24 protein-coding genes are annotated in these 24,874 nt (G+C 65.1%); 18 read left to right on the top strand and 6 right to left on the bottom strand.

What is annotated here, in order from left to right; all coding sequences use genetic code 11:
• Positions 1-44 precede the first annotated feature (44 nt).
• The 18 genes from WMC41_RS15680 to ureG all read left to right on the top strand — a co-directional run bounded on the left by WMC41_RS15680 (position 45) and on the right by ureG (position 16,211).
• The gene (locus WMC41_RS15680; protein WP_432344568.1) at positions 45-2,471 is read left to right on the top strand and encodes a GcvT family protein; all 2,427 of its coding nucleotides are present in this window, start codon (positions 45-47) and stop codon (positions 2,469-2,471) included.
• 283 nt (positions 2,472-2,754) lie between these two features.
• On the top strand, positions 2,755-3,657 hold the full coding sequence (locus WMC41_RS15675) for a branched-chain amino acid ABC transporter permease (protein ID WP_244768461.1): 903 nt from the start codon (positions 2,755-2,757) through the stop codon (positions 3,655-3,657).
• Positions 3,658-3,660: 3 nt separating this feature from the next.
• Entirely contained in the window at positions 3,661-5,049 is a 1,389-nt protein-coding gene (livM, locus tag WMC41_RS15670) for a high-affinity branched-chain amino acid ABC transporter permease LivM (RefSeq protein WP_432344565.1), read from the top strand.
• Entirely contained in the window at positions 5,049-5,957 is a 909-nt protein-coding gene (locus WMC41_RS15665; RefSeq protein ID WP_432344562.1) for an ABC transporter ATP-binding protein, read from the top strand. The genes livM and WMC41_RS15665 overlap by 1 nt, the downstream gene beginning before the upstream one ends.
• Positions 5,957-6,682, top strand: coding sequence for an ABC transporter ATP-binding protein (locus WMC41_RS15660; RefSeq protein WP_398433110.1), 726 nt, complete (start codon positions 5,957-5,959; stop codon positions 6,680-6,682). Before WMC41_RS15665 ends, WMC41_RS15660 begins: the two co-directional genes overlap by 1 nt.
• 106 nt (positions 6,683-6,788) lie before the next feature.
• Complete coding sequence (locus WMC41_RS15655) at positions 6,789-7,133, top strand: DUF6867 family protein (protein WP_244768464.1); 345 nt, start codon at positions 6,789-6,791, stop codon at positions 7,131-7,133.
• Between the two features lie 112 nt (positions 7,134-7,245).
• A complete protein-coding gene (locus WMC41_RS15650) occupies positions 7,246-8,364 on the top strand; it encodes a branched-chain amino acid ABC transporter substrate-binding protein (protein WP_244768465.1) in 1,119 nt (372 codons plus the stop codon).
• A gap of 207 nt (positions 8,365-8,571) precedes the next feature.
• Positions 8,572-9,417: an urease accessory protein UreD gene (locus WMC41_RS15645; protein WP_432344556.1), complete on the top strand. Its 846-nt coding sequence runs from the start codon at positions 8,572-8,574 to the stop codon at positions 9,415-9,417.
• Positions 9,418-9,514: 97 nt separating this feature from the next.
• Positions 9,515-9,817 carry an urease subunit gamma gene (locus WMC41_RS15640; protein ID WP_064331014.1) on the top strand — a complete coding sequence of 101 codons (303 nt, stop codon included), beginning with the start codon at positions 9,515-9,517 and terminating at the stop codon, positions 9,815-9,817.
• 4 nt (positions 9,818-9,821) lie between these two features.
• A complete protein-coding gene (locus WMC41_RS15635; RefSeq protein ID WP_432344553.1) occupies positions 9,822-10,076 on the top strand; it encodes a DUF1272 domain-containing protein in 255 nt (84 codons plus the stop codon).
• 10 nt (positions 10,077-10,086) lie between these two features.
• Positions 10,087-10,392: an urease subunit beta gene (locus WMC41_RS15630; protein ID WP_288082512.1), complete on the top strand. Its 306-nt coding sequence runs from the start codon at positions 10,087-10,089 to the stop codon at positions 10,390-10,392.
• Between the two features lie 4 nt (positions 10,393-10,396).
• Positions 10,397-10,828: a lysozyme inhibitor LprI family protein gene (locus tag WMC41_RS15625; protein WP_432348357.1), complete on the top strand. Its 432-nt coding sequence runs from the start codon at positions 10,397-10,399 to the stop codon at positions 10,826-10,828.
• Positions 10,829-10,833: 5 nt separating this feature from the next.
• Complete coding sequence (locus WMC41_RS15620) at positions 10,834-11,460, top strand: Urease operon accessory protein (protein WP_432348355.1); 627 nt, start codon at positions 10,834-10,836, stop codon at positions 11,458-11,460.
• Positions 11,461-11,584: 124 nt separating this feature from the next.
• A complete protein-coding gene (gene ureC, locus WMC41_RS15615) occupies positions 11,585-13,291 on the top strand; it encodes an urease subunit alpha (RefSeq protein ID WP_432344549.1) in 1,707 nt (568 codons plus the stop codon).
• Between the two features lie 137 nt (positions 13,292-13,428).
• A complete protein-coding gene (locus WMC41_RS15610; RefSeq protein WP_244768471.1) occupies positions 13,429-14,262 on the top strand; it encodes a GGDEF domain-containing protein in 834 nt (277 codons plus the stop codon).
• Positions 14,263-14,370: 108 nt separating this feature from the next.
• Positions 14,371-14,841 (top strand): urease accessory protein UreE, encoded by a 471-nt coding sequence (ureE, locus tag WMC41_RS15605; protein ID WP_432344547.1) that lies wholly within the window; start codon positions 14,371-14,373, stop codon positions 14,839-14,841.
• On the top strand, positions 14,834-15,505 hold the full coding sequence (locus WMC41_RS15600) for an urease accessory protein UreF (protein WP_432344545.1): 672 nt from the start codon (positions 14,834-14,836) through the stop codon (positions 15,503-15,505). Before ureE ends, WMC41_RS15600 begins: the two co-directional genes overlap by 8 nt.
• Positions 15,506-15,599: 94 nt before the next feature.
• Positions 15,600-16,211: an urease accessory protein UreG gene (gene ureG, locus WMC41_RS15595; RefSeq protein ID WP_288082505.1), complete on the top strand. Its 612-nt coding sequence runs from the start codon at positions 15,600-15,602 to the stop codon at positions 16,209-16,211.
• Between the two features lie 23 nt (positions 16,212-16,234).
• Here the strand turns inward: ureG and WMC41_RS15590 are convergent, their stop codons facing one another.
• From WMC41_RS15590 to WMC41_RS15565, 6 genes are all read right to left on the bottom strand, one after another.
• Positions 16,235-16,918 (bottom strand): Crp/Fnr family transcriptional regulator, encoded by a 684-nt coding sequence (locus WMC41_RS15590; RefSeq protein ID WP_244768474.1) that lies wholly within the window; start codon positions 16,916-16,918, stop codon positions 16,235-16,237.
• A gap of 149 nt (positions 16,919-17,067) precedes the next feature.
• Positions 17,068-20,379 carry an efflux RND transporter permease subunit gene (locus tag WMC41_RS15585; protein ID WP_432344541.1) on the bottom strand — a complete coding sequence of 1,104 codons (3,312 nt, stop codon included), beginning with the start codon at positions 20,377-20,379 and terminating at the stop codon, positions 17,068-17,070.
• A 202-nt stretch (positions 20,380-20,581) separates the two neighbouring features.
• Positions 20,582-21,787: an efflux RND transporter periplasmic adaptor subunit gene (locus WMC41_RS15580; protein ID WP_398433102.1), complete on the bottom strand. Its 1,206-nt coding sequence runs from the start codon at positions 21,785-21,787 to the stop codon at positions 20,582-20,584.
• A gap of 320 nt (positions 21,788-22,107) precedes the next feature.
• Positions 22,108-23,100, bottom strand: a complete 993-nt coding sequence (locus WMC41_RS15575; protein ID WP_432344539.1) for an ABC transporter substrate-binding protein — start codon at positions 23,098-23,100, stop codon at positions 22,108-22,110.
• A gap of 23 nt (positions 23,101-23,123) precedes the next feature.
• Positions 23,124-23,993: an ABC transporter permease gene (locus WMC41_RS15570; protein WP_288082498.1), complete on the bottom strand. Its 870-nt coding sequence runs from the start codon at positions 23,991-23,993 to the stop codon at positions 23,124-23,126.
• Positions 23,990-24,874, bottom strand: coding sequence for an ABC transporter permease (locus WMC41_RS15565; protein WP_244768479.1), 885 nt, complete (start codon positions 24,872-24,874; stop codon positions 23,990-23,992). The genes WMC41_RS15570 and WMC41_RS15565 overlap by 4 nt, the downstream gene beginning before the upstream one ends.

The raw sequence follows: 24,874 nt of genomic DNA, 5'->3' as shown, positions 1-24,874 counted from the left end.
GCGCCGCATCGAATTCCCTTCAACCCGGAAAAGCCGGAGTTTTCATGAAGAGCCATGCAAGGGTCGTCGTTATCGGGGGCGGCGTCGTCGGCTGCTCCGTCCTCTATCACCTCACGAAATTCGGCTGGACCGATGTCGTGCTCGTCGAGCGCTCGGAGCTGACCTCCGGCTCGACCTGGCATGCGGCCGGCGGCATGCACACGATCAACGGCGATCCGAACGTCGCCAAGCTGCAGAAATACACCGTGGAGCTCTATAAAGAGATCCAGGACTATTCCGGACAGGATATCGGCCTGCACATGACCTCGGGCATGATGCTGGCATCCACCAAGGATCGCTTCGACTGGATGAAGTCGATCCTCGCCAAGGGGCGCTATATGGGCCTCGATGCGCATCTCCTCACGCCGAAGGAGGCGCACGACCTGATGCCGCTGCTCGATCCCGACCAGTTCGTCGGCGCGGTGTTCGATCCCGTCGAGGGCCATCTCGACCCCTATGGCACGACGCATGCCTATGCCAAGTCGGCAAAGAGGAACGGCGCGGAGATCTATCTCCACACCAAGGTGGAAGACCTCGTGCAGCGCGAGGACGGCAGCTGGCGCGTCATCACCGACAAGGGCGAGATCGTCGCCGAGCATGTCGTCAATTGCGGCGGCCTCTGGGCGCGCGAGATCGGCCGCATGGTCGGCCTCGAACTGCCTGTCCTTGCCATGGAGCACATGTATCTCATCACCGAGGACATGCCCGAGGTCATCGAATTCAACCGGACGCATGGCAAGGAGCTGATGCACTGCGTCGACTTCGACGGGGAGATCTATCTGCGCCAGGAGCGTAACGGCATGCTGATGGGCACCTATGAAAAGGCCTGCCGGCCCTGGTCGCCGCTTACCACGCCGTGGGATTTCGGCCATGAACTGCTGGAAGAGGACATTGCGCGAATCACCCCGGAGCTGGAGGTCGGTTTCCGGCACTTCCCCGCCTTCAACAAGGCCGGTATCAGGAAGATCATCAACGGCCCCTTCACCTTCTCACCGGACGGCAACCCGCTCGTCGGGCCCGTGCGCGGCATGACGAACTTCTGGTCCGCCTGCGCCGTCATGGCCGGCTTCAGCCAGGGCGGCGGCGTGGGCCTGGCGCTTGCCAACTGGATGATCGACGGCGATCCCGGCTTCGACGTTTTCGCCATGGATGTCGCGCGCTACGGCGACTACGCGACGCTCGCCTACACCAATGCCAAGGTGCGGGAAAACTACTCGCGCCGCTTCTCCATCCGTTATCCCAACGAGGAGCTGCCGGCCGGCCGGCCGCTGCAGACGACGCCGATCTACGACAGGCTGAAGGCAGCTGGTGCCGTCTTCGGAGCGTCCTATGGCTTGGAGCAGCCGCTGTGGTTCGCGCCTGATGGCGTGGAGGACCGGTTCTCCTGGCGCCGCTCGACGGATTTCGAGACCGTCGGCGCGGAAGCCCGCGCGGTGCGCGAGGGCGTCGGCCTGATGGAGACCTCGGGCTTTGCAAAATATGCGGTGAAGGGGAGGGGCGCGGCGGCCTGGCTCGACCGGCTGCTCGCCTGCCGGCTGCCGGAAACGGCGCGCATGACGCTTGCGCCCATGCTGAAGGACGACGGAAAGCTCATCGGCGATTTCACGCTCGCCAAGCTGGGCGAGGGGGACTTCCTGCTGATCGGCTCGGGCATCGCCGAGGACTACCATATGCGCTGGTTCGAGACGCACCTGCCGCGGGATGGTTCCGTCACGCTGGAGGCGCTGAACCTCTCCCTCGTCGGCCTTGCCATCGCGGGGCCGAAGGCGCGCGAGGTGCTGGCGAAGCTGACGCACCGGGATATTTCGACCGAGGCCTTCCCCTTCATGGCGGTGCGCCGGATGGATCTCGGCATGGCGCCGGCCATCGTCGGGCGCGTCAGCTATACGGGCGATCTCGGCTACGAGATCTGGATGAAGCCGCAGTATCAGCGTTATCTCTACGACCTCATTCTCGAAGCCGGGGCCGAATTCGGCATCCGCCTGTTCGGCCTCAGGGCGCTCAATGCCCTGCGTCTCGAAAAGTCCTACGGCAGCTGGTCGCGCGAATATCGCCCGCTCTATGGTCCGGTCGAGGCGGGGCTGGAGCGATTCGTAGCGGTCGGCAAGGCGGCCGATTTCATCGGCAGGGAAGCGGCAAGGGCAGAGCGGGAAACGGGCGGCGCGCTGCGGCTGCGCACCTTCGTCGTCGCGGCAAAGGATGCCGACGTCATCGGCGACGAGCCGATCTATCTCGACGGTGCGGTGCGCGGCTGGGTGACCTCGGGCGGCTATGCCCATGCCGCCGGCCTTTCGGTCGCTGTCGGCTACGTGCCGAAGGAGATCGCCGATGTCGAAACCGGCTGGTCGATCGAGCTTCTCGGCGAGATGCTGCCGGCGCGCCTGCAGGCCGAGCCGCTGTTCGATCCGTCCGGTGCGCGCATGCGCGGCTGATTTGTCCCGGCCCGTTGGGCGGTGCTCCGGATCGGGGCATCGCCGTTTGTGACTTTCGTGCATCTTTCTGGGCAAAAGCGCCGATTTTCCTGCCGATTTTTTGATTTGCGTGGCGTCAAATGCGCCATTTAACCGTCCTTGCTAAAGAAATTGTCGATCCCGGCTTTTTGGGCTTCCCTTTTGTATCGAAAGCGGTATGGAATCCCGACTGTCTAACAAGCTCGAAAAAGAGCGGCAAGAACAAGAGATGCGGCCCTCAGGAACCGCATCCGGGGGATAGCAAATGGAATATTTCGTCCAGCAGCTCGTCAATGGGCTGACGCTTGGATCTATTTATGGTTTGATAGCCATCGGCTACACCATGGTTTACGGCATCATCGGCATGATCAATTTCGCCCACGGCGATATCTTCATGCTGGGTGGATTCGCCGCTCTCATCATCTTCCTCGTCCTCACCAGCGTGTTCGTCGGCCTTCCGGTCGTCCTTCTGCTGCTGGTCATGATCGCCGCGGCCATGCTCACCGCATCGCTGTGGAACTGGACGATCGAGAAGGTGGCCTACCGGCCCTTGCGCGGCTCGTTCCGCCTGGCGCCGCTGATCACCGCAATCGGCATGTCGATCGCGCTGTCGAACTTCATCCAGGTCACGCAGGGTCCGCGCAACAAGCCGATCCCGCCGCTGGTGTCGTCGGTCTACAACGTCTTCGGCATCTCGATCTCGCTGAAACAGCTGATCATCATGCTCCTGACGGTCATCCTGCTGACTACCTTCTGGTACATCGTCAACAAGACCTCGCTCGGCCGCGCCCAGCGCGCGACGGAACAGGATCGCAAGATGGCGGCGCTGCTCGGCATCGACGTCGACCGGACGATCTCGGTGACCTTCATCATGGGTGCCTCTCTCGCCGCCGTCGCCGGCACCATGTACCTGATGTATTATGGCGTGACCGTCTTCACCGACGGCTTCATTCCGGGCGTCAAGGCCTTCACGGCTGCGGTTCTCGGCGGTATCGGCTCGCTTCCGGGCGCCGTGCTCGGTGGTTTGCTCATCGGCCTCATCGAGAGCCTTTGGTCCGCCTACTTCACCATCGACTACAAGGACGTCGCGACGTTCTCCATCCTCGCCATCGTCCTGATCTTCAAGCCGTCCGGCATTCTCGGACGACCGGAAGTCGAGAAGGTTTGATCCATGTCCAACATTTCGAACACTCATGAGCGCGCCGGCGGGAACCTGACGGCGCAGGCTCTGCGCGAGGGCTTTTTCGCCGGCCTCGTCTCGCTCGGCCTCTTCGTCCTCTTCGTCGGTCTGGAGACCACGCAGAACATCCGCAACGAGCTCGTGCTGAACCAGCGCTGGGGGCTGCTCGCGATCTTCGTGATCGTCGCCGCCGTCGGCCGCTTCCTCTCCGTCGCCTATCTGCGGCCCTGGCTTGCCGCCCGCAAGGCGGCCGCCGCGGCCAAGCCGGCGGAAGGCGAGGAAAGCTTCTTCAAGCGCAATTTCAGCAAGATTGCCATCGTCGCGCTGATCTTCTACCCGCCGATCATGGTCATGCTCTTCGGCGTGCAGGGCTCGCTGAAATGGGTCGACAATTTCGGCATCCAGATCCTCATCTACGTGATGCTGGCCTGGGGCCTGAACATCGTCGTCGGCCTTGCCGGCCTGCTCGACCTCGGCTACGTCGCCTTCTATGCGGTCGGCGCCTATTCCTATGCGCTCCTTTCGCAGCAGTTCGGCTTCTCCTTCTGGATCCTGCTGCCGCTCGCCGGCATCCTTGCCGCCTTCTGGGGCATGATCCTCGGCTTCCCGGTGCTGCGCCTGAAGGGCGACTATCTCGCCATCGTGACGCTGGCCTTCGGTGAGATCATCCGTCTCGTGCTGATCAACTGGACGGAAGTGACCCGCGGCACCTTCGGCGTCTCCGGCATTCCCAAGGCGTCCGTCTTCGGCATCTGGTCGTTCGACGTCAGCGCGCCGAACAACTTCGCCAAGGCCTTCGACCTGCCGATGTCCTCGGCCTACTACAAGATCTTCCTCTTCTATCTCATCCTGGCGCTGGCGCTGCTCACCGCCTATGTGACGATCCGCCTGCGCCGCATGCCGATCGGCCGCGCCTGGGAAGCGTTGCGCGAGGACGAGATCGCCTGCCGTTCGCTCGGCATCAACACGGTGACGACCAAGCTGACGGCCTTCTCCATCGGCGCGATGTTCGGCGGCTTTGCCGGCTCCTTCTTCGCCGTGCGCCAGGGCTTCGTCTCGCCGGAAAGCTTCGTCTTCCTCGAATCGGCGATCATCCTCGCCATCGTGGTGCTCGGCGGCATGGGCTCTCTCGTCGGCATCGCCGTTGCGGCGGCCGTGATGGTCGGCGGTACCGAGCTCTTGCGCGAGATGACCTTCCTGAAGCAGATCTTCGGGCCCGACTTCACCCCAGAACTCTACCGCATGCTGATCTTCGGTCTCGCCATGGTCACCGTCATGGTCTGGAAGCCGCGCGGCTTCGTCGGAAGCCGTGAGCCGACCGCCTTCCTCAGGGAGCGCAAGGCGGTCTCGGGCAGCTTCACCAAGGAAGGGCACGGCTGATGGCCCTCGGTGCGAACACGGTAGCGACGAACACGATGACGAACGATCCCATCCTCACGGTCGAGCATCTGTCGATGCGCTTCGGTGGCCTCATGGCCATCAACGATCTGTCCTTCGAAGCGCAGCGCGGCGAGATTACGGCCCTCATCGGCCCGAACGGCGCCGGCAAGACCACGGTCTTCAACTGCGTCACCGGCTTCTACAAGCCGACCATGGGCATGATCACCATGCGCCAGAAGGCGGGCAAGGAGTTCCTTCTGGAACGCATGGCCGACTTCGAGATCACCCGTGACGCGAAGGTGGCGCGCACCTTCCAGAACATCCGGCTCTTCTCGGGCCTGACGGTCCTGGAAAACCTGCTCGTCGCCCAGCACAACATGCTGATGAAGGCCTCCGGCTATACGATCCTCGGCCTGCTCGGCTTGCCGGCCTACAAGCACGCCTCGGCGGAATCGATCGAGATCGCCAAGCACTGGCTGGAAAAGGCGCATCTCATCGAGCGCGCGGACGACCCGGCCGGCGACCTGCCCTATGGCGCGCAGCGGCGTCTCGAAATCGCCCGCGCCATGTGCACGGGGCCGGAATTCCTGTGCCTCGACGAACCGGCGGCGGGCCTCAACCCGCGCGAATCGCTGGCGCTCAACGAACTCCTGCGCTCCATCCGCAAGGACAGCGGCACGTCGATCCTGCTCATCGAGCACGACATGTCGGTGGTGATGGAGATCTCCGACCATGTGGTCGTGCTCGAATACGGGCAGAAGATCTCGGACGGCACGCCGGACCATGTGAAGAACGATCCGAAGGTTATCGCGGCCTATCTCGGCGTTGAAGATGATGAGGTCGAAGAGGTGATCGAGGAAATCGAGGTGATCGCGGAGAGCGAAGGCACTGAAGGAGGATCGCACTGATGAGCGATACACTTCTCAGCGTTCAGGGCGTGCAGACCTATTATGGCAATATCCGCGCGCTGGCCGGGGTCGATGTCGAGGTGAAGAAGGGCGAGATCGTCTCGCTGATCGGCGCGAACGGCGCCGGCAAGTCGACCCTGATGATGACGATCTGCGGCAGCCCGCAGGCCCGTACGGGCACCGTCACCTTCGACGGCGAGGACATCACCCGCCTGCCGACGCATCTCATCGCCCGCCGCCGCATCGCGCAGTCGCCGGAAGGACGCCGCATCTTCCCGCGCATGACGGTCTATGAAAATCTCCAGATGGGGGCGAGCCTCGACAATCTGAAGTATTTCAACGAGGACGTGGAAAAGATCTTCACGCTCTTCCCGCGCCTCAAGGAACGCCAGAGCCAGCGCGGCGGCACGCTTTCGGGCGGCGAGCAGCAGATGCTCTCCATCGGCCGCGCGCTGATGGCGCGTCCGAAGCTCCTGCTGCTCGACGAACCCTCGCTCGGCCTTGCGCCGCTGATCGTCAAGGGCATCTTCGACGCGATCAAGAAGCTCAACCAGAACGAGGGGCTCACCGTGTTCCTCGTCGAGCAGAACGCCTTCGCCGCACTCAAACTCTCCGACCGGGCCTATGTGATGGTCAACGGGCAGGTGACGATGAGCGGTTCGGGCAAGGAACTTCTGGCCAATCCGGAAGTGCGTGCCGCCTATCTCGAAGGCGGCCGGCACTGAGGATGGTCCCGCGCAGGACCCGCAAGGATCCTGCGCCGATCCTGGGATTTACGGCGACCGTCGCGCATCCTGAACGACGCGCGGTGCTGTAAGGGGAGTATGTGTTATGCAAGGAATTCTCTACGAAGAACCGTCGATCTGGCAGTTCCTGTTCATCACCGTCATCATGGGCGGCTGGACGGCCTGGCGCACCGGCAAGAGCGTTGCCGAGAACTGGCAGAGCTACGCCACGCTGGTCATCTACGTGCTTCTGCTCGGCGGGGCGATCCGTTTCGTTCACCACGCGCTGTTCCACGGCACCATGCTGACGGTGCAATACTATGTCGTGGACACGGTCGTGCTTTTGTTGTTTGCTACGCTCGGCTACCGCTACTACCGCACGCGGCAGATGACCAACAACTACTACTGGCTCTATGAAAAGGCATCGCCCTTTTCCTGGAAAGCCAAATAGCCAGAGGGAAGCCCGCGGCCGGCCTCCGGTCGCGGTATAACGATATCGGCGCAATGATGCGGGTGTTGCGACCGGTTGAAACGAGCCCGCTTTTAAATTTGGGAGTAACAATATGAAGAAGTCTCTCATGTCGGCTGTTGCTTTGGCTGCAATGGTCGCCTTCAGCGGCAGCGCCTGGGCCGACATCCTGATCGGCGTCGGCGGCCCGCTGACCGGCCCGAACGCCGCCTTCGGCGCGCAGCTCCAGAAGGGTGCCGAGCAGGCTGCTGCCGACATCAACGCAGCCGGCGGCATCAATGGCGAGCAGGTCAAGATCGTGCTCGGCGACGACGTTTCCGACCCGAAGCAGGGCGTTTCGGTCGCCAACAAGTTCGTTGCCGACGGCGTGAAGTTCGTGGTTGGCCACTTCAACTCGGGCGTTTCCATCCCGGCTTCGGAAATCTATGCCGAAAACGGCGTGCTGCAGGTCTCCCCGGCCTCGACCAACCCGACCTACACGGAGCGCGGCCTGTGGAATACGTTCCGCGTGTGCGGCCGTGACGACCAGCAGGGTGCCGTTGCCGGCGCCTTCATCGCGGCGAACTTCAAGGACGCCAAGGTTGCCGTCCTGCATGACAAGACGCCGTACGGCCAGGGCCTTGCCGACGAAACCAAGAAGGCGACGAACGAAGCCGGCATCACCGAAGCCATCTACGAAGGCGTCAATGTCGGCGACAAGGACTTCTCCGCTCTCATCGCCAAGATGAAGGAAGCCGGCGTAACGGTCGTCTATTGGGGCGGTCTGCACACCGAGTTCGGCCTCATCGAGCGTCAGGCCGCCGACCAGGGCCTGAAGGCCCAGTTCATCTCGGGCGACGGTATCGTCTCGAACGAACTGGCCTCGATCGCCGGCGACGCCGTCGACGGCACGCTGATGACCTTCGCTCCGGATCCGCGCAAGAACCCGGCCGCCAAGGACCTCGTCGAGAAGTTCCGCGCTGCCGGCTTCGAGCCGGAAGCCTACACGCTCTATGCTTACGCAGCCGTTCAGGTCATCGCTGAAGGTGCCAAGGCTGCCGGCGGCGTAGACCCGCAGGCCATTGCCGAAGCCATCAAGTCCAAGGGCCCGTTCCAGACCGCCATCGGCGAACTCGGCTTCGACGAGAAGGGCGACATCACCCGTCCGGACTACGTCCTCTACACCTGGAAGAAGGGTGAAGACGGCAAGTACACCTACGTGCAGAACGAGTAGTCGTTCTGCCGGAACGGGCGGCGCATTGCACGCCGCCCGGCCGCCTGACCTTGAGCCCGGCCTTCGCGCCGGGCTTTTTTGTCGCCGACGGGGCGCGGCGGCGGCGTGGCCCCGGTTGGGGACTTGCGCGGCAAGGCGCCCTGGTGGAACCTGCAGCAAGGGATCGGGCGCTGCCTCCCCATGTCCCGACATCCGGTACCGACTGTCATGAACGTCTATGCGAAATCTGGTCATGAAGAGGCGGCGCCTTCCGGGCGCCTTCAGCGCGCGCGCGGGCATGGGCGGCTTGCCGCGAAGGCCTCCGCCGATGGCACGCGGCTCGACGTGCTCTTCCAGGAGGGCTGCGCCAAGATCCGCCTGCCGAAGACCTTCGACGGCACGATGGAGGCGGTGCTGATCAACACGGCCGGCGGGCTCACCGGCGGGGACCGCATCGCTTGGGAGCTCGAGGCCCGTGGCGGAACGCGCCTGACTGCGACGACACAGGCCTGCGAGCGGGCCTACAAGGCGCAGGCATCCACGGCGACGGTCGAGACCCGCATTGCCGTCGGCGCGGGCGCGCGGGTCGACTGGCTGCCGCAGGAGACAATTCTTTTCGACCAGGCTGCGCTCGAGCGCCGGCTGGAGGTGGACCTTGCCGGAGACGCCACGTTCCTTGCGGTCGAGGCCATCCTCCTCGGCCGCAAGGCGATGGGCGAGCGCATGGAGACGGGCCTTTTCCGCGATCGCTGGCGCATCCGCCGCGCCGGACGGCTGATCCATGCGGAGGAAACGGCGCTTGCCGGCAGCGTCGCGGCGCTGGCGGGCGAGGCGGCGGTGCTGGCCGGCGCCCGTGCCTTTGCCACCGTGCTCTTTTGCGGCCGCGCTGCCGAGGCGCATGTGGAGCCGCTGCGCCGGCTGCTGGCGGACGGGGAGGGTGGTGCCAGCCAGTGGCAGGACAAGCTCGTCCTGCGCCTCGTCGCGCCCGATGGCTTTGCGCTGAGAAAAAAGCTCATCCCGGTCATTTCGCACTTGCGTGGTGGCACGGGCGTACCGAAAGTCTGGACTCTCTGATCCGCGCAGTTTCGCGCCGGGTTCCTGTTTTGCGTATGTCGTGCGCGCAAAACCCCTGCTTAGTATCGCACGATAGGAATCAAGCGATGGACCGCCCATGAACCTGACCCCCCGCGAAAAGGACAAACTGCTGATCGCCATGGCGGCGATCGTGGCGCGCAAGCGGCTGGAGCGCGGCGTGAAGCTCAACCATCCCGAGGCGATCGCGCTGATCACCGATTTCGTCGTCGAGGGCGCGCGTGACGGCCGCGCCGTCGCCGAGCTGATGGAGGCGGGTGCCCATGTGCTGACGCGCGACCAGGTGATGGAGGGCATTCCCGAGATGATCCACGACATTCAGGTCGAGGCGACCTTTCCCGACGGCACGAAGCTTGTGACCGTGCACGAACCGATCAGGTGAGACCATGCTGGACCTTCGACCGAACTGCGAATGCTGCGACCGCGACCTGCCGCCGGAAAGCAAGGAGGCGATGATCTGCACGTTCGAATGCACCTTCTGCGCCGATTGCGTGGCGGGCGTCCTGGGCGGCAGCTGCCCGAACTGCGGCGGTGAATTCGTGCGCCGGCCGATCCGGCCCGCGGCGCTGCTCGCAAGATATCCGGCATCCACCAGGCGGGTCCTGAAAGCCGAAGGCTGCGGACCGGCCGCGGCAGCATGAGGAAGGCACTATGATCCCCGGTGAAGTCATTGCCGCTCCAGGTGATATCGAACTCAATGCCGGCCTGCCGGTCACCACCCTTGACGTTTCCAATACCGGTGACAGGCCGATCCAGGTCGGCAGCCACTACCATTTCTACGAGACCAATCCGGGCCTCTCCTTCGACCGGGAGAAGACGCGGGGCCTGCGCCTCGATATCCCTGCCGGCACGGCGGTGCGCTTCGAGCCGGGGCAGACCCGCACGGTCCATCTCATCCCCTTTGCCGGCAAGCGCGAAATCTACGGTTTCCGCCAGAACGTTATGGGGAAGCTCTGACATGATGACGCGTTCCCGCCTCATGCTCGCCGCGACGTTTCTTCTGCTTTCCGCCCCGCTGGCCGCCGCGCAGGATGGCGAGCCTGAGGTCGATTGCGAAAACGCCCAGGCGCAGATCGAGATGAACATCTGCGCCGACCACGACTACCAGGCTGCCGACGGCGAACTGAATGCCGCCTACAAGGCGGCCATGGCCGCGGCGCGCGAGATGGACGAACAGGCCGGGGAGATGGGCGAGCACTATGTCGGCGCCGTCGACGCGCTGAAGCGGGCCCAGCGCGCCTGGATCGGCTACCGGGACGGCCAGTGCGAACTGGCCGGCTTCGAGGCGCGCGGCGGCTCGATGGAGCCGATGCTGGTCTCCGGCTGCCTTGCCGATCTGACGCGCAAGCGCACGGCCGAACTGAAGGCCGTCTCCGCCATCTCCGGAAACTGAGGAGGCTGGCTGTGTCACGCAGGATCATCATCGTCGGAAACGGTCCCGTGCCCGAAGGGTTCGCGGAGGCTATCGATGCCGCCGATGTCGTGATCCGCTTCAACGACTGCCGCTCCATGGGGCGTGGCGGTGAAAAGACCGACATCGTCGCCGTCTGCAACACCGGTCGCCCGGCCCTGGCGATGCTCGGCGGCGGACGGTGGAAGACGAGCGCCGCCGTGCGGCAGGCGCGCGAGATCTGGTGCGTGCGGACGGCGGAGATGTTCGCTGCCATGCGCCCGGCGCTTGCCGCGCGCCATCCCGATCTCGACGATTTCTGTGACGACTACACGCTCGGCTTCGAGACGTTCGCGCGCGCCACCGGCCGGCGGCTCGCTGTGATCCCGGCCGCGGTGCACCACGCGCTCGATGCCGCCTTGGCCGCTTTCGATCCGCCGCCCTATGTGGTGCCGAGCTCCGGTCTGATCGTCATTGCCCATGTGCTCGACACCGCCGCGAAGGCGGGCGGGCGCGTCTCCATCGCCGGTTTCGGTCATGAGGGCTGGCAGTGGCACCCCTTTGCCACGGAACGGCGCTGGGTGGATGCCCAGGTCGCCGCTGGTCGTCTCGATCGTCTGGAGCATGTCCGGTGAACTCCGGTTCGCGGGAAATGCCCGAGGGTTTTTATCGCATTGTCCGGCGCCGGAGCGATGTCGCCCCGGCCGGCAAGGCTCCAGACCATCTGAACAAGACTCCTGCCTCCCGGGGAAGCTGACCATGTCCTACAGAATGTCCCGCGCCGCCTATGCCAACATGTTCGGCCCGACCGTCGGCGACAGGGTGCGCCTTGCCGATACCGAGCTCTTCGCCGAGGTGGAGAAGGACTTCACCACCTATGGCGACGAGGTGAAGTTCGGCGGCGGCAAGGTCATCCGCGACGGCATGGGCCAGAGCCAGGCGACGCGTGCCGAAGGGGCCGTCGATACGGTCATCACCAACGCGCTGGTCATCGACCATGCCGGCATCTTCAAGGCCGATGTGGGCTTGAAGGACGGCCGCATCGCCGCCCTCGGCAAGGCGGGCAACCCGGATACGCAGCCCGGCGTCACCATCATCGTCGGTCCCTCGACGGAGGTGATCGCGGGCGAGGGCAAGATCCTCACGGCGGGCGGCATGGATGCCCATATCCACTATATCTGCCCGCAGCAGATCGAGGAGGCGCTGGCGAGCGGCATCACCATGATGCTCGGCGGCGGCACCGGCCCGGCGCATGGCACGCTTGCCACCACCTGCACCGGCGCCTGGCATATCGAGCGCATGATCGAGAGCTTCGATGCCTTTCCGATGAACCTGGCACTCGCCGGCAAGGGCAATGCCTCGCTGCCGGCGGCCATCGAGGAAATGGTGAAGGCCGGCGCTTCCGCGCTGAAGCTGCACGAGGACTGGGGCACGACGCCGGCGGCGATCGACTGCTGCCTTTCCGTCGCGGACGACTACGACGTGCAGGTGATGATCCACACGGACACGCTGAACGAAAGCGGCTTCGTCGAGGACACGATGGCCGCCATCAGGGGCCGCACCATCCATGCCTTCCACACCGAGGGGGCAGGCGGCGGGCATGCGCCGGACATCATCAAGGTCTGCGGCCATGCCAACGTCATCCCGTCCTCGACCAACCCGACACGGCCCTACACGGTCAATACGATCGCCGAGCATCTCGACATGCTGATGGTCTGCCATCACCTGTCGTCGTCGATCCCGGAGGACATCGCCTTCGCCGAGAGCCGCATCCGCAAGGAGACCATCGCGGCGGAGGACATCCTGCACGATATCGGTGCCTTCTCGATCATCTCCTCCGACAGCCAGGCGATGGGCCGTGTCGGCGAGGTGGCGATCCGCACCTGGCAAACGGCCGACAAGATGAAGCGCCAGCGCGGCCGCCTTGCCGGCGAGACGGGCGAGAACGACAACCTGCGCATCCGCCGCTATATCGCGAAATACACGATCAACCCGGCGATCGCCCATGGCCTCAGCCACGAGATCGGCTCGATCGAGGTCGGAAAGCGGGCGGACCTCGTGCTGTGGAACCCGGCCTTCTTCGGCGTGAAGCCGGACATGGTGCTGCTCGGCGGGGTGATCGCGATGGCGCCGATGGGCGATCCGAACGCCTCGATCCCGACACCGCAGCCGGTGCATTACCGCCCGATGTTCGGTGCCTTCGGCAAGATGCGCACCAATTCCTCCGTCACCTTCGTCTCGCAGGCGGCGATCGATCTCGGCCTGCGCGAGCGGCTCGGCGTCGCCAAGCAGCTCCTGCCGGTGCGCAACACCCGGGCCATCTCCAAGGCGTCGATGGTGCTGAACGACCTGACGCCGCATATCGAGGTGGACCCGGAGACCTACGAAGTGCGGGCGGACGGCGAACTGCTGACCTGCGAGCCCGCGACCGTGCTTCCCATGGCGCAGCGCTACTTCCTTTTCTAGACGGCCGCCCGCCACGCGTCTTTCCGCAAATCCCTTAACGGAAGTTTCAAAACGGGACAGTTAAACTTCTAGCGAAGGCATTAGCTGAATCTGAAAGAAAGTGCCGTAGGGTCTCCTTGTTCATTGTGGAGAGTTTTATGCGTGGCAGGCTGGCCCTTTGGCTGAGGGCCCAGTGGGAGGCGGGTGTCTTCCAGACGCGGGCCGATATTTCGATGTTCGTGCTGAACACCGTGCTGGTGGCCATCACGCTCGCCACCGCGGCCTATCTGATGGTCGCGGCCATCCTCGCGAATTTTCACCTTCTCCCCTATCCCTTTGCCTCCGCCCTCGGTTTCGGCACGTCCACGGCGGTGCTGATCGCGGCGAGCGTATCGGCCCTGATTGCCTGGCTCCTGGGAATAGCGATCCACGGAATGGCACTGTCGCGCGCCGAGTTCGAGCGGCTCAGCCGGCTGGATTCGCTCTCGGGCCTCCTCAACCGGCGGGCCTTCGTCGAGGACATGGCGGAGAAAAGGGTTAACGGTTTCTTCGTGCTGTTCGATGTCGACCGGTTCAAGCTCGTCAACGATACGCATGGTCATGCGGTGGGGGACGCGGTCATCGTCGCCATCGCGGAGGAGCTGGAGCGGGTGTTCGCGTCCCCCCATCTCGTCGGGCGTTTCGGCGGCGAGGAGTTTGCCGTCTTCATCGAGAACGACGATCGCGGGGATTGCAGCCTTCTGGTGGAGGAGGCACGTCGTTCCGTGGCCGCGCGCCGGGTCGAGACCGACAGGGGGCCGATCGGCGTCACGCTGTCGGCCGGCATTGCCGACCGCCCCGTGGGCCGGCGGTTCGAGGCGGTCTTCGAGGCGGCGGACCGGGCGCTCTATCTCGCCAAGTCGCTCGGCCGCGACCGGACGATCCATGAGGACGAGGGCGAGGGGCTGCTGGAGCCGAGCCGCCGTGTCGCGGCCGGCGGACGCCGGCGCTGATGGCGTCCCTACGCCAAATGACGTAGGCCGGTGCTTCGGCGGTTTCCTTCACAGGACAAACATGCTTTTGTCGGCGGGACTTGATCCACCGAGACCCGAGGCCGCCTCTTGCCCTATCGCTCCACGGAAATCCTGCCGCGCGGAACCGGCGGAATTCGCACGCCCATCGATGCCGTCGTTCTGGCGCACGACCAGCGCCATGTGCGCCGCAAGCTCCTGCACATGCGCAGCGACGATGTCGTGATGCTCGATCTCAAGGAGCCGGTGCAGCTTGCCCATGGCGACCTCCTGCTCACCGAAGCGGGCGAGGTGATCGAGGTCATCGCCGCCGAGGAGGAGCTCCATGAGGTGACGCCGAAGGATCGCCTGCATCTCGTCGAGCTTGCCTGGCACCTCGGCAACCGGCACTTGCCGGCGCAGATCGAGGATGCCCGCATCCTCATCTTGCGCGACCACGTCATCCGGGACATGCTGATCGGGCTTGGCGCCGCGGTGCGGGACGTCGTCGAACCCTTCCATCCGCTGCGTGGCGCCTATCACGGCACGGGACACGGCCATCACCATCACGGCCATGGCTGACACGGCGTCGCCCGCGGCCCTGGTGCGCCTGATGACCTGGCTCTCGCCAGCCTTTCCGGTCGGCGCCTTCTCCTATTCCGGCGGCCTGGAACAGGTGGTGAGCGACGGGGATGTCGAGGATGCGCAGACCCTTGGCGCCTGGCTTTCGAGCCTTCTTGCGCATGGCAATCTCTGGAACGACGCGGTGCTTTTTGCCGAGGCACATCGGGCCTGCGGGGATGCGGCGCGGCTGGCGGCGGTCGCTGAACTCGCGGCGGCGCTGTCGGGCTCGGCGGAGCGGCATCGCGAGACCATGCTGCAGGGCGAGGCCTTCCTCGCCGCCGCGGCGAGCTGGCCGCATCCGGTGCTGGCCGCGCTCGGCGGCGCAGCCGCCTATCCGGTGGCCGTCGGCGCTGTTTCGGGCGGCCACGGCATTGCGGCCGAGGCGGCGCTCGCCGCCTATCTGCACGCCGTTGCCTCGAACCTCGTCTCGGTCGCCATCCGCTGCGGCGTCATCGGCCAGCGGGACGGCGTGGCGCTGCTGGCGGAGCTGGAAGGGCAGATACTCACGCTCGCCGCGGCCGCGGCCCGCTCGACGCTCGACGATCTCGGTTCGGCCGCCATCCGGGCGGATATCGCCAGCCTGCGGCACGAGACGCTGGCGACGCGGCTGTTCCGCTCATGACGGCGCTTGCGGCTGCGTGCAACGCGGCGCAGATTTCCAATAAAGGGGTGGCGGCGTTCCCGACCGGCCATCCCGGATCTTCCGGAGGCTTCCCATGATATCGAAGAATGGTCCCCTGCGCGTCGGCATCGGCGGCCCCGTCGGCTCGGGCAAGACGGCGCTCACCGAAAAGCTTTGCAAGGCGATGCGCGAGCATTTTTCCGTCGCGGTCGTCACCAACGACATCTACACGAAGGAGGATGCCGAGGCGCTGGTGCGCATGCAGGCGCTCTCCTCGGACCGCATCGTCGGCGTGGAGACGGGCGGCTGCCCGCACACGGCGATCCGCGAGGACGCCTCGATCAATCTCCAGGCCATTGCCGACCTCAACCGGCGGTTCCCCGATCTCGATGTCGTCTTCATCGAATCGGGCGGCGACAATCTGGCCGCCACCTTCTCACCGGACCTCGCGGACCTGACGATCTATGTCATCTCGGTCTGCCAGGGGGAGGAAATCCCGCGCAAGGGCGGGCCGGGCATCACGCGCTCGGACCTGCTGGTCATCAACAAGAAGGACCTCGCCCCCCATGTCGGGGCCGATCTCGATGTCATGCAGCGCGATGCCGAACGCATGCGGGCCGCTAGGCCCTTCGTCTTTTCCGATATGAAGCGGGGGGAGGGCGTCGGACGCATCGTCGACTTCCTGCGCGTCGAGGGCGGGCTCTGATCCCGCCCCGGCTATATGGGCCGTCAGATCCGGCGCAGGGCCTCCGGGTCGCCGATATGGACGAGGCGGCCGCGGACATTGACGCTGTGGCCCCGCAGCATGGAGAAGGCGCGTGACAGTGCCTCGGGCGCCAGTCCCAGCTTTCCGGCAAGCAGGCTCTTCTGGTAGGGCAGGCGGAAGCTGGTGGCCTTGTCCTCCGCCGGGCACTGGGCGAGCAGGTAGCGCGCCACGCGCTGCGGTGCGGTGTGCAGGCGATCGTCGGCAAGGCTGGCGAAGGCCCGCGCCAACTGGCCGGAGAGCGCGTTGGCGAGCGCCATCGCCAGGTCCGGCCGCCGCCCGGCGATGTCGCGCACGCGCTTCAGGTCGAAACGGGCGATGAGGGAGGGCTCGGCCGCCTGTGCGGTCGCCCCGTAGCGGCCGCCGTCGAGCACGACGCTGGCGCCGATCAGGTCGCCGGGACCGTAGAGCTCCACATCCGCCTCCCGGCCGTCCGGGTCCAGCTTGTAGACGCGCACATAGCCGGAGAGAACGGAATGCAGCATGTCCGCCGGCTCACCCTCGCGAAACAGCATCTGGCGCGCCGGCAGGTTGCCGATGGCCGCTATCTCCATCATCGCCGCCACGCTCTCCACGCCAAGGGCGGACAGGAGGCCGGAATTCAGCAGGGTTTCCCGTTCCCGGGCACCGGGTTTCATCAGCCTGTTCATCGATCTCACTCCATGCTCCCGCAGGCATCATCGGTCTTCGATGGGAGAACGATAGTCGAGGAAGGGGAAGTCTTATTTGATTTCGATCAATGAACGCGAAAACGGCCGGCTCGACAGGTGTCGAGCCGGCCGTTTGTTTCATCCGGCGGCTATTCCGCGGCCAAGGGCGAGTGGTGCACGACGCTGAACGGCTTTCGCTCGCCGTTTTTCTTCTCGAGCGTCTCGATGCGCTTTTCGAGATCGGCGACATCGCGGCTCGTCTGGTCGGCAAGGCGGGTCAGGGCTTCCGGCTCCATCGCCAGCAACTCATCGTCCTTCTTGCCGACGAAGCGGCCGAACGTCCAGGCGAGCAGGCGGGAAAGGTCGTCCATGATGAGGAAGAAGGACGGCACGACGACGAGCGAGAGCACCGTCGAGACGATGATGCCGCCGATGACGGCGATCGCCATGGGCGAGCGGAAGGAGCCGCCTTCGCCGACGCCGAGCGCCGAGGGCAGCATGCCCGCCGACATGGCGATGGAGGTCATGACGATGGGGCGGGCGCGCTTGCGGCCGGCCTCGATCATCGCATGCACCCGCTCCATGCCGTGGTGCATCATCTCGATGGCGAAGTCGACGAGCAGGATGGCGTTCTTCGTCACGATGCCCATCAGCATCAGGATGCCGATGAGGACGGGCATGGACAGCGCGTTCTGCGTCAGGATCAGCCCGGCCGCCACGCCGCCGATCGCGAGCGGCAGCGAAAGGAGGATCGTGAACGGCTGGATCACATCCTTGAAGAGCAGGATCAGCACCATCAGCACGAGCAGCAGGCCGAGCAGCATGGCATTGGCGAAGGACTGCTGCATTTCCGTCTGCACTTCGGCGTCGCCGCTTTCGGTGAACTGCACGGTGGGCGGCATGTCGATGCTGTTCGCGATCTCCTTGAAGCGGGCGGTCGCCGTGTCCAGCGCAACGCCCTGCTTGAGGTCCGAACCGATCGAGACGACGCGGTTGCGGTTGTGCCGCTTCACCGAGCTCGGACCTTCCGAATAATCGATGTCGGCGACGCTCGACAGCGGCACGAACTGGCCGGCCGCCGTCTGGATCTTCAGGTTGCGGATGGCCGAGAGATCGGCGCGGAAGTCTCGGTCGACCTGCACGCGGATCGGGATCAGGCGGTCGTCCAGCGAGACCTTGCTGAGCTGGGAATCGATGTCGCCGATGGTGGCGACCCGCACGATCTCCGAGATCTGCGCCGTGGTGATGCCGAGGCGGGCCATCTGGTCGTCGCGCGGACGGATCTGCAGTTCCGGCCGCGGCAGCGAGCCTTCGGAGCTGACATTGGCCAGAACCGGATCGGCGCGCAGCTTCGATTCCAGCACGGCGACGGTGTTGGCGAGGTCTGCCTCGTTGTTGGACAGGAGGTTGAAGGCAAGGTCCCGCTCGCCGCGGTCGTTGAGCTTGATGACGCGCACATCCGGAATGTCGCGCAGGTCGGCGAAGAGCTCCCGCTCGATATCCCATTGCGGACGCAGGCGGCCCTTCGCCTCCATCTTCGGCAGATAGGCGCCGACGACGGGGATCCGGCCGAGCACGTCGTTCACCAGCTTGTGGGTGAGCGAATGCTCCAGCTTGTCGAGGATGACGGTCACCGAGGCGCGGCGCAGTTCGAGGTCGCCCTTCGGCGAGGAGCCGCCGAGCACGAAGACGCTTTCCACGCCGTCGATGTCCTTGATCCGTTCATAGATCTGCGTGGTGGTGCGGTCGGTATCCTCCAGCATCGCATCCGGCGGCAGCTCGACGGACAGCACGATGCGGGACGCATCTTCCGGTGGCAGGAAGCTTCCGGGCACGGTGGAAAGCAGCATCACCGAGCCGATGAGGAAGGCGATGGCGGCAAAGAGCGTCGCATAGCGCGCATACCAGGTGCCCGTCGTCTTGCCGATGAGCCAGGTATAGAAGCGCATGAAGGCGCCTTCCTTCTCCTCGCCATGGCCGTCCGCATCGCCGGAGCGCATGAGATAGGCCGCCATGACAGGCGTGATGAGGCGGGCCACCGCAAGGGAGAAGAACACGGCCACCGCGACTGTCAGGCCGAACTGGATGAAATACTGGCCCGGAATGCCCGGCATGAAGGAGACCGGCACGAAGACCGCGACGATGGTGAAGGTCGTCGCGATGACGGCGAGGCCGATCTCGTCGGCGGCCTCGATCGCGGCCCGGTAGGGCGTCTTGCCCATGCGGATATGCCGGGCAATGTTCTCGATCTCCACGATCGCGTCGTCGACGAGGATGCCGGTCGCCAGCGTCAGCGCCAGGAACGAGACGAGGTTCAGCGAGAAGCCGAGCATGTCCATGACGAAGAAGGTGGGGATCGCCGAAAGCGGCAGGGCGACGGCCGAAATCAGCGTCGCCCGCCAGTTGCGCAGGAAGAGCAGCACGACGGCGACGGCGAGCAAGGCGCCCTCCAGCAGTGTGTGCAGAGCCGCTTCATAATTGCCGTAGGTGAAGTAGACGGCATCGTCGACCAGTTCGATCGAGACATCCGGATATTGCTTGCGCACCGTATCGAGCGATGTCGCGACGGATTCGGCGACCGTCACTTCGCTGGCGCCCTTGGAGCGGAAGACGGCGAAGGTGACGACCGGGTTGCCGTTGAAGCGCGAGAAGGAGCGCGGCTCCTCGTAGGTGTCGGTGACCGTGCCAAGCTCGGAAAGCCGCACGAAGCGGCCGTTCGGCAGGGCGATCATCGTGCTTTCGAGCTTTTCGACGGAGCGGGCGTCGCCGAGCGTGCGGATCGCCTGCTCCGCGCCGGCGACCTGGCCGCGGCCCGAACCGACATCGGCATTCATGCTGCGAATCTGCCGATTCACGTCGGCGGCGGAAATGCCGAAGGAATCGAGCTTGCCCGGATTGAGGTCGATGCGCACCTCGCGGTCGGCGCCGCCGAAGCGGTCGATCTTGCCGATGCCCGGCCGGCCCTGCAGGGCGCGCTTGACCTTGTCATCGACGAACCAGGAGAGCTCCTCGAGCGTCATGTTGGGCGAGGAGACGGCGAAGGTCTGGATCGCCTGGCCTTCCACGTCGATCTTGGTGACGACCGGTTCCTCCACGGAGGCCGGCAGGTCGCTGCGGATACGGTCGATCGCGTCCTTGACGTCCTGCAGCGCCTGGTTGGTCGGCTTCTCGATCTCGAAAAGCACGGAGGTGACGGAACTGCCGTCCGTGACCGTCGACATGATGTGGTCGACGCCCTCTATGCCGGCGACCGCGTCCTCGATCTCCTTGGTGACCTGGACCTCCAACTCGGCCGGGGCGGCGCCGCTCTGCTCCACGCTGATGGCGATGAGAGGGACGTCGATATTGGGAAAGCGCGTGATCGGCAGGGCGTAGAAGGATTGGATGCCGACATACATCAGCAGGAAAAATGCGAGCAGCGGCGCAATCGGATTGCGAATGGACCAAGCTGAAAAATTCATGTCCCCAAAGTCCTCGATAAGAGACCAGACGTTTCCGTATGTTTCGGCGCAGTTCCGCGGCGCAAGCCAAGCTGCGCCCTTGCCGATCCTGCTCCAGGCATCCAGCCCAATCCCGGATCGCCCGCCATGCGACCGGGCGCCCCAGCCCGGCATTGCCTCCCGCCTTGCGCGGAAGCGGCCCCGCCGCAGCGGAGCCCTCCTGTCATTTCGTCGCCGAGGCCTGCACGGCATGCACCGGATTGATGCGGTCGCCCTCGCGGACATAGGCACCGGCCTTGGCGACCACCTCGTCGCCGGCCGCAAGGCCGCTGACGATCTCGATCACCTGGCCGTCCTGGATGCCGGTTTCGACCGGCACCAGCTTGACCACGCCGCCCTCGACCTTGCGGGCGACCGTCTTGCCGCCCGCCGTCGTGACGGCGGAGAGCGGCAGCACGACGCCTTCCTTCTCCTCGACGACGATTTGCGCGCTGGCGAACATGCCGGCGCGTGCCTTGCCGGGTTCGTCGAAGCGGATATAGACGCGGCCGAGGCGGCTTTGCGGGTCGAGCGTCGGCTCGACGAGGCGGATCGTGCCGGTAAGCGTGGCGGCCCCGCCGGCGAGCGTGACGGTCGCCTTCTGGTCCGGGGCGAGCTTGAGGATGCCGTCCTCGGAGACGTCGGCCTTCAGCTCGATCTCGCCGTCGCGAATGACGGTGAAGAGCGGTGCGGCCGCGCCGCTCGCGATCGCGCCGATCTTGGCCGTGCGGGCCGAGACGATGCCGGCGACCGGCGACTTGACTGCGGTGCGGGCAAGCTTCAGGTCGATGTCGTCGATCTGCGACTGGGCGACCTTGATATCGGCCTGCGAAACGGCGATCGCCTGCTCGGCGGAATTGACGCGGGCGAGCGCCGCATCCGCGGCGGCAACGGCCTGGTCGGCGGCGGCCTGCGACTGCGAGCCGGACTTGACGAGCCGCTGGGCCCGGTCGCGGACGCGCACGGCCTCATCGGCATTGGCCTTGGCCTCGACGAGCTGGGCCTCAATCTGGGCGAGGGCGGCATTCGCCTTGGCAAGCGAGGCTTCGGTCTGGCTCTTCTGCAGCACCAGCGCATCGTCGTTCAGCGTGGCGAGCGTGCCGCCCGCCTCGACCCGGTCGCCGACATCGGCGGCAAGCGTGCGGATGGAGAGGCCTTCGACGAGCGGGGTGACATAGACGTCCTCCACCGCCTGGACCGAGCCGGTCGCAACCACGCGGTCGACCAGCGTGCGCGTTTCAGCGGCGGTGACGACGATTGCCGGGAGGTTTTGCGCCTGCTGCTTGTCGGCCTCGCCCTCCGCCGGATCGGCGGCAAGAGCGAAAAGCGGCGTCACCGTCAAGAATGTCGCGACGGAAAAAGAGAGAACTTTCCTGCGTCCAGAAGCCATAGGCCGAACTTTCCCAAAAGCATGACTTTATGATCTCGGCCCGGGCGCTGTTCTTGAGGTTCTTGCCGGACCCTATTTCCTAGCAATATGGCGGACACGGAACGGCTCCCCGGCTCCTCCACGCTCCCGCTGTGCGGTCTATGTAGTCGGCGCGCCCTGTCCTTGCAAGAGGCAACGAAATGGTGCCTCATTATTTTATGCGTTTGGCATTTCGATGGCAATCACGACGGACTGTCGCAACCGGGCCGCGATTGTACGGCCCCTCGAAACGAAACATGCGGGGCCTAAGGCCCCGCATGTCGCGCGATCAGGCGGAAGGACTACTTCAGCGCTTCGTCGGTGATCTCATGCGTCCAGGCGCCTTCCGGCTCCTTGGAGATGACCGGATCGGAACCGCCGGCGAGCAGCGAGGCGACGGTGCGCTTGTAGTCCGCCTCGTCGAGCGCGCCGTTGGAACCGGCCGTCAGCTTGGCGATCTCGCCCATCATGCGCTTCTGGTGCGCTTCGGTCTGGGCGCCGGTCGAATCGTTTTCGAGAACGATGTCGGCGGCTTCGTCCGGGTTCTCCTCGGCATATTTCCAGCCCTTCATGGAGGCGCGCACGAACTTGACCATCTTCTCCTTGAAGGCGGCGTCCTTGAGCTTGTCCTCCAGCACGTAGAGGCCGTCCTCCAGCGTGGCCACACCCTGGTCCTCGTACTTGAAGGTGACGAGATCCTCCGGCTTGATGCCCGCATCGAGGACCTGGCCGTACTCATTGTAGGTCATGGTGGAGATGCAGGCGGCCTGCTTCTGGATCAGCGGATCGACGTTGAAGCCCTGCTTCAGCACGGTCACGCCGTCCGGTCCGCCGTCGGTCGGGATCTTCAGGTGGCTCATCCAGGAGAGGAAGGGATATTCGTTGCCGAAGAACCAGACGCCGAGCGTCTTGCCCTTGAAGTCCTCCGGCCCCTTGACGCCGGATTCCTTCAAACAGGTCAGCATCATGCCCGAGGACTTGAAGGGCTGGGCGATGTTGACGAGCGGCACGCCCTTTTCGCGGGTGGCAAGGGCGGACGGCATCCAGTCGACGATGACGTCGGCGCCGCCGCCGGCGATCACCTGGGCGGGTGCGATGTCCGGCCCGCCCGGCTTGATTTCCACGTCGAGGCCTTCTTCCTCGTAAAAACCCTTGTCCTTCGCGACGTAGTAGCCGGCGAACTGGGCCTGGGTCACCCATTTCAGCTGGAGCGCCACCTTGTCGGCGGCCTCGGCCTGGAACGCGGCAAGCGAGAAGGCGCTTGCCAAAAGGAGCGATGCGATCTTCGTTTTCATGTCAGTTCCCTCTTTTCTTTATTTTACGCCTGCCCACCGCGGACAGACGGATGCCAGAACGTGACGGCCCGCTCGACGAGCGCGACGATCCCGTAGAAGGCGGAGCCAGCCACCGCGGCGACCGCGATTTCGGCCCAGACCATGTCGACATTCATGCGGCCCACTTCCGTGGAGATCCGGAAGCCCATGCCGACGATGGGCGTTCCGAAGAATTCGGCAACGATCGCACCGATCAGCGCGAGCGTGGAATTGATCTTGAGCGCGTTGAAGATGAAGGGCCAAGCGGCGGGAAGGCGCAACTTGACGAGTGTCTGGAACCAGTCGGCGGCGTAGGTGCGCATCAGGTCGCGCTCCATGTGGCTCGTCGCGGCAAGGCCGGAAACGGTATTCACCAGCATGGGGAAGAAGGTCATGATGACGACGACGGCGACCTTCGACTGCCAGTCGAAGCCGAACCACATGACCATGATGGGCGCGACGCCGATGACCGGCAGCGCCGAGACGAAATTGCCGAGCGGCAGCAGGCCCTTCTGCAGGAAGGGCGAGCGGTCGATGAGGATCGCGACGAGGAAGCCGAGGCCGCAGCCGAGCGCATAGCCGACGAGCACGGATTTGAGGAACGTCTGGCGGAAATCCGCCCAGAGCGTCGGGATGGAACTGATCAGCCGTACCCAGATCATGCTCGGCGGCGGCAGCAGCACGGAGGGGATGCTGAAGCCCCTGACGATGCCTTCCCAGATGACGAGGATGGTGACGCCGAAGACCAGCGGCACGGCGAGGCGCGCGGCGCGGTCCATGGCCGGGCTCGCGAATTTCCGGCGGACGAGCCATTCGTTGAAGGCCCAGGCGGCGAGCCAGAAGACGATGGCGGATATCAGGATCGAAAGGTTCATGCCCGCGCCCCCATGCGTTTGAGGACGAGGCTGTGCGCGAAGCCGACGACGATGACGAGCAGCGCCGCCACTGCCGCCGCCATGAAGAGCGCCGCCCAGATCTGCACCGTCTGGCCGTAATAGGAGCCGGCGAGCAGGCGCGCGCCGAGGCCGGCGACGGCGCCGGTCGGCAGTTCGCCGACGATGGCGCCGACGAGCGAGATGGCGATCGCCACCTTCAACGAGGTGAAGAGGTAGGGCATGGAGGCGGGCCAGCGCAGCTTCCAGAAGGTCTGTGCGGAGGACGCGTTGTAGGTGTGCATGAGATCGAGCTGGATCTGCTCCGGGCTGCGCAGCCCCTTCACCATGCCGACGACCACCGGGAAGAAGGAGAGGTAGGTCGAGATCAGCGCCTTCGGCATCAGGCCGGATATGCCGACCGCATTCAGCACGACGATGATCATCGGCGCGATGGCGAGGATGGGAATCGTCTGGCTGGCGATGACCCAGGGCATCAGCGAGCGGTCCATCGCCCGGTTGTGCACGATGGCGATGGCCAGCAGGATGCCGAGCGCCGCACCCATGGCAAAGCCGAGCAGCGTCGCCGACAGCGTGATCCAGGCATGGTAGACGAGGCTGCGCCGGGAGGTGACCGCCTTGTTGACGGTCGTGTCCCAGAGTTCGGCGAAGACCTGGTGCGGCGCTGGCAATACCGGCCGCTCCTGCGCCATGGTCTTCGGCAGCAGCTCCATGAAGCCGATCGTGCCGCCCGCGCGCGCCGCCTGGTCGCGCTCGAAGGGGGCGTTCAGCACGACGACGAAGACGTACCAGACGGCGACGAGCGCGACGAGGACGGTGCCGATCGGCAGCAGGCGGTCGCGAAGGAAGCTGGCCTTGCCCAT

Origin of the sequence: Shinella yambaruensis, assembly GCF_050859155.1 — a bacterium.
GTDB classification, from domain to species: domain Bacteria; phylum Pseudomonadota; class Alphaproteobacteria; order Rhizobiales; family Rhizobiaceae; genus Shinella; species Shinella yambaruensis.
The sequence above is the reverse complement of the archived record's forward strand: the minus strand, read 5'-3'. Positions and strand labels throughout refer to the sequence as shown.

Coding starts and splice junctions, on each gene's coding strand:
- WMC41_RS15640 (WP_064331014.1), top strand. CDS start 9,515: ATGAACCTGACCCCCCGCGAAAAGGACAAACTGCTGATCGCCATGGCG.
- WMC41_RS15660 (WP_398433110.1), top strand. CDS start 5,957: ATGAGCGATACACTTCTCAGCGTTCAGGGCGTGCAGACCTATTATGGC.
- WMC41_RS15665 (WP_432344562.1), top strand. CDS start 5,049: ATGGCCCTCGGTGCGAACACGGTAGCGACGAACACGATGACGAACGAT.
- WMC41_RS15570 (WP_288082498.1), bottom strand. CDS start 23,993: ATGAACCTTTCGATCCTGATATCCGCCATCGTCTTCTGGCTCGCCGCC.
- WMC41_RS15650 (WP_244768465.1), top strand. CDS start 7,246: ATGAAGAAGTCTCTCATGTCGGCTGTTGCTTTGGCTGCAATGGTCGCC.
- ureG (WP_288082505.1), top strand. CDS start 15,600: ATGATATCGAAGAATGGTCCCCTGCGCGTCGGCATCGGCGGCCCCGTC.
- WMC41_RS15585 (WP_432344541.1), bottom strand. CDS start 20,379: ATGAATTTTTCAGCTTGGTCCATTCGCAATCCGATTGCGCCGCTGCTC.
- WMC41_RS15655 (WP_244768464.1), top strand. CDS start 6,789: ATGCAAGGAATTCTCTACGAAGAACCGTCGATCTGGCAGTTCCTGTTC.
- WMC41_RS15675 (WP_244768461.1), top strand. CDS start 2,755: ATGGAATATTTCGTCCAGCAGCTCGTCAATGGGCTGACGCTTGGATCT.
- livM (WP_432344565.1), top strand. CDS start 3,661: ATGTCCAACATTTCGAACACTCATGAGCGCGCCGGCGGGAACCTGACG.
- WMC41_RS15645 (WP_432344556.1), top strand. CDS start 8,572: ATGAACGTCTATGCGAAATCTGGTCATGAAGAGGCGGCGCCTTCCGGG.
- WMC41_RS15635 (WP_432344553.1), top strand. CDS start 9,822: ATGCTGGACCTTCGACCGAACTGCGAATGCTGCGACCGCGACCTGCCG.
- WMC41_RS15575 (WP_432344539.1), bottom strand. CDS start 23,100: ATGAAAACGAAGATCGCATCGCTCCTTTTGGCAAGCGCCTTCTCGCTT.
- WMC41_RS15610 (WP_244768471.1), top strand. CDS start 13,429: ATGCGTGGCAGGCTGGCCCTTTGGCTGAGGGCCCAGTGGGAGGCGGGT.
- WMC41_RS15625 (WP_432348357.1), top strand. CDS start 10,397: ATGACGCGTTCCCGCCTCATGCTCGCCGCGACGTTTCTTCTGCTTTCC.
- ureC (WP_432344549.1), top strand. CDS start 11,585: ATGTCCTACAGAATGTCCCGCGCCGCCTATGCCAACATGTTCGGCCCG.
- WMC41_RS15630 (WP_288082512.1), top strand. CDS start 10,087: ATGATCCCCGGTGAAGTCATTGCCGCTCCAGGTGATATCGAACTCAAT.
- WMC41_RS15565 (WP_244768479.1), bottom strand. CDS start 24,874: ATGGGCAAGGCCAGCTTCCTTCGCGACCGCCTGCTGCCGATCGGCACC.
- WMC41_RS15600 (WP_432344545.1), top strand. CDS start 14,834: ATGGCTGACACGGCGTCGCCCGCGGCCCTGGTGCGCCTGATGACCTGG.
- WMC41_RS15580 (WP_398433102.1), bottom strand. CDS start 21,787: ATGGCTTCTGGACGCAGGAAAGTTCTCTCTTTTTCCGTCGCGACATTC.
- WMC41_RS15590 (WP_244768474.1), bottom strand. CDS start 16,918: ATGAACAGGCTGATGAAACCCGGTGCCCGGGAACGGGAAACCCTGCTG.
- WMC41_RS15680 (WP_432344568.1), top strand. CDS start 45: ATGAAGAGCCATGCAAGGGTCGTCGTTATCGGGGGCGGCGTCGTCGGC.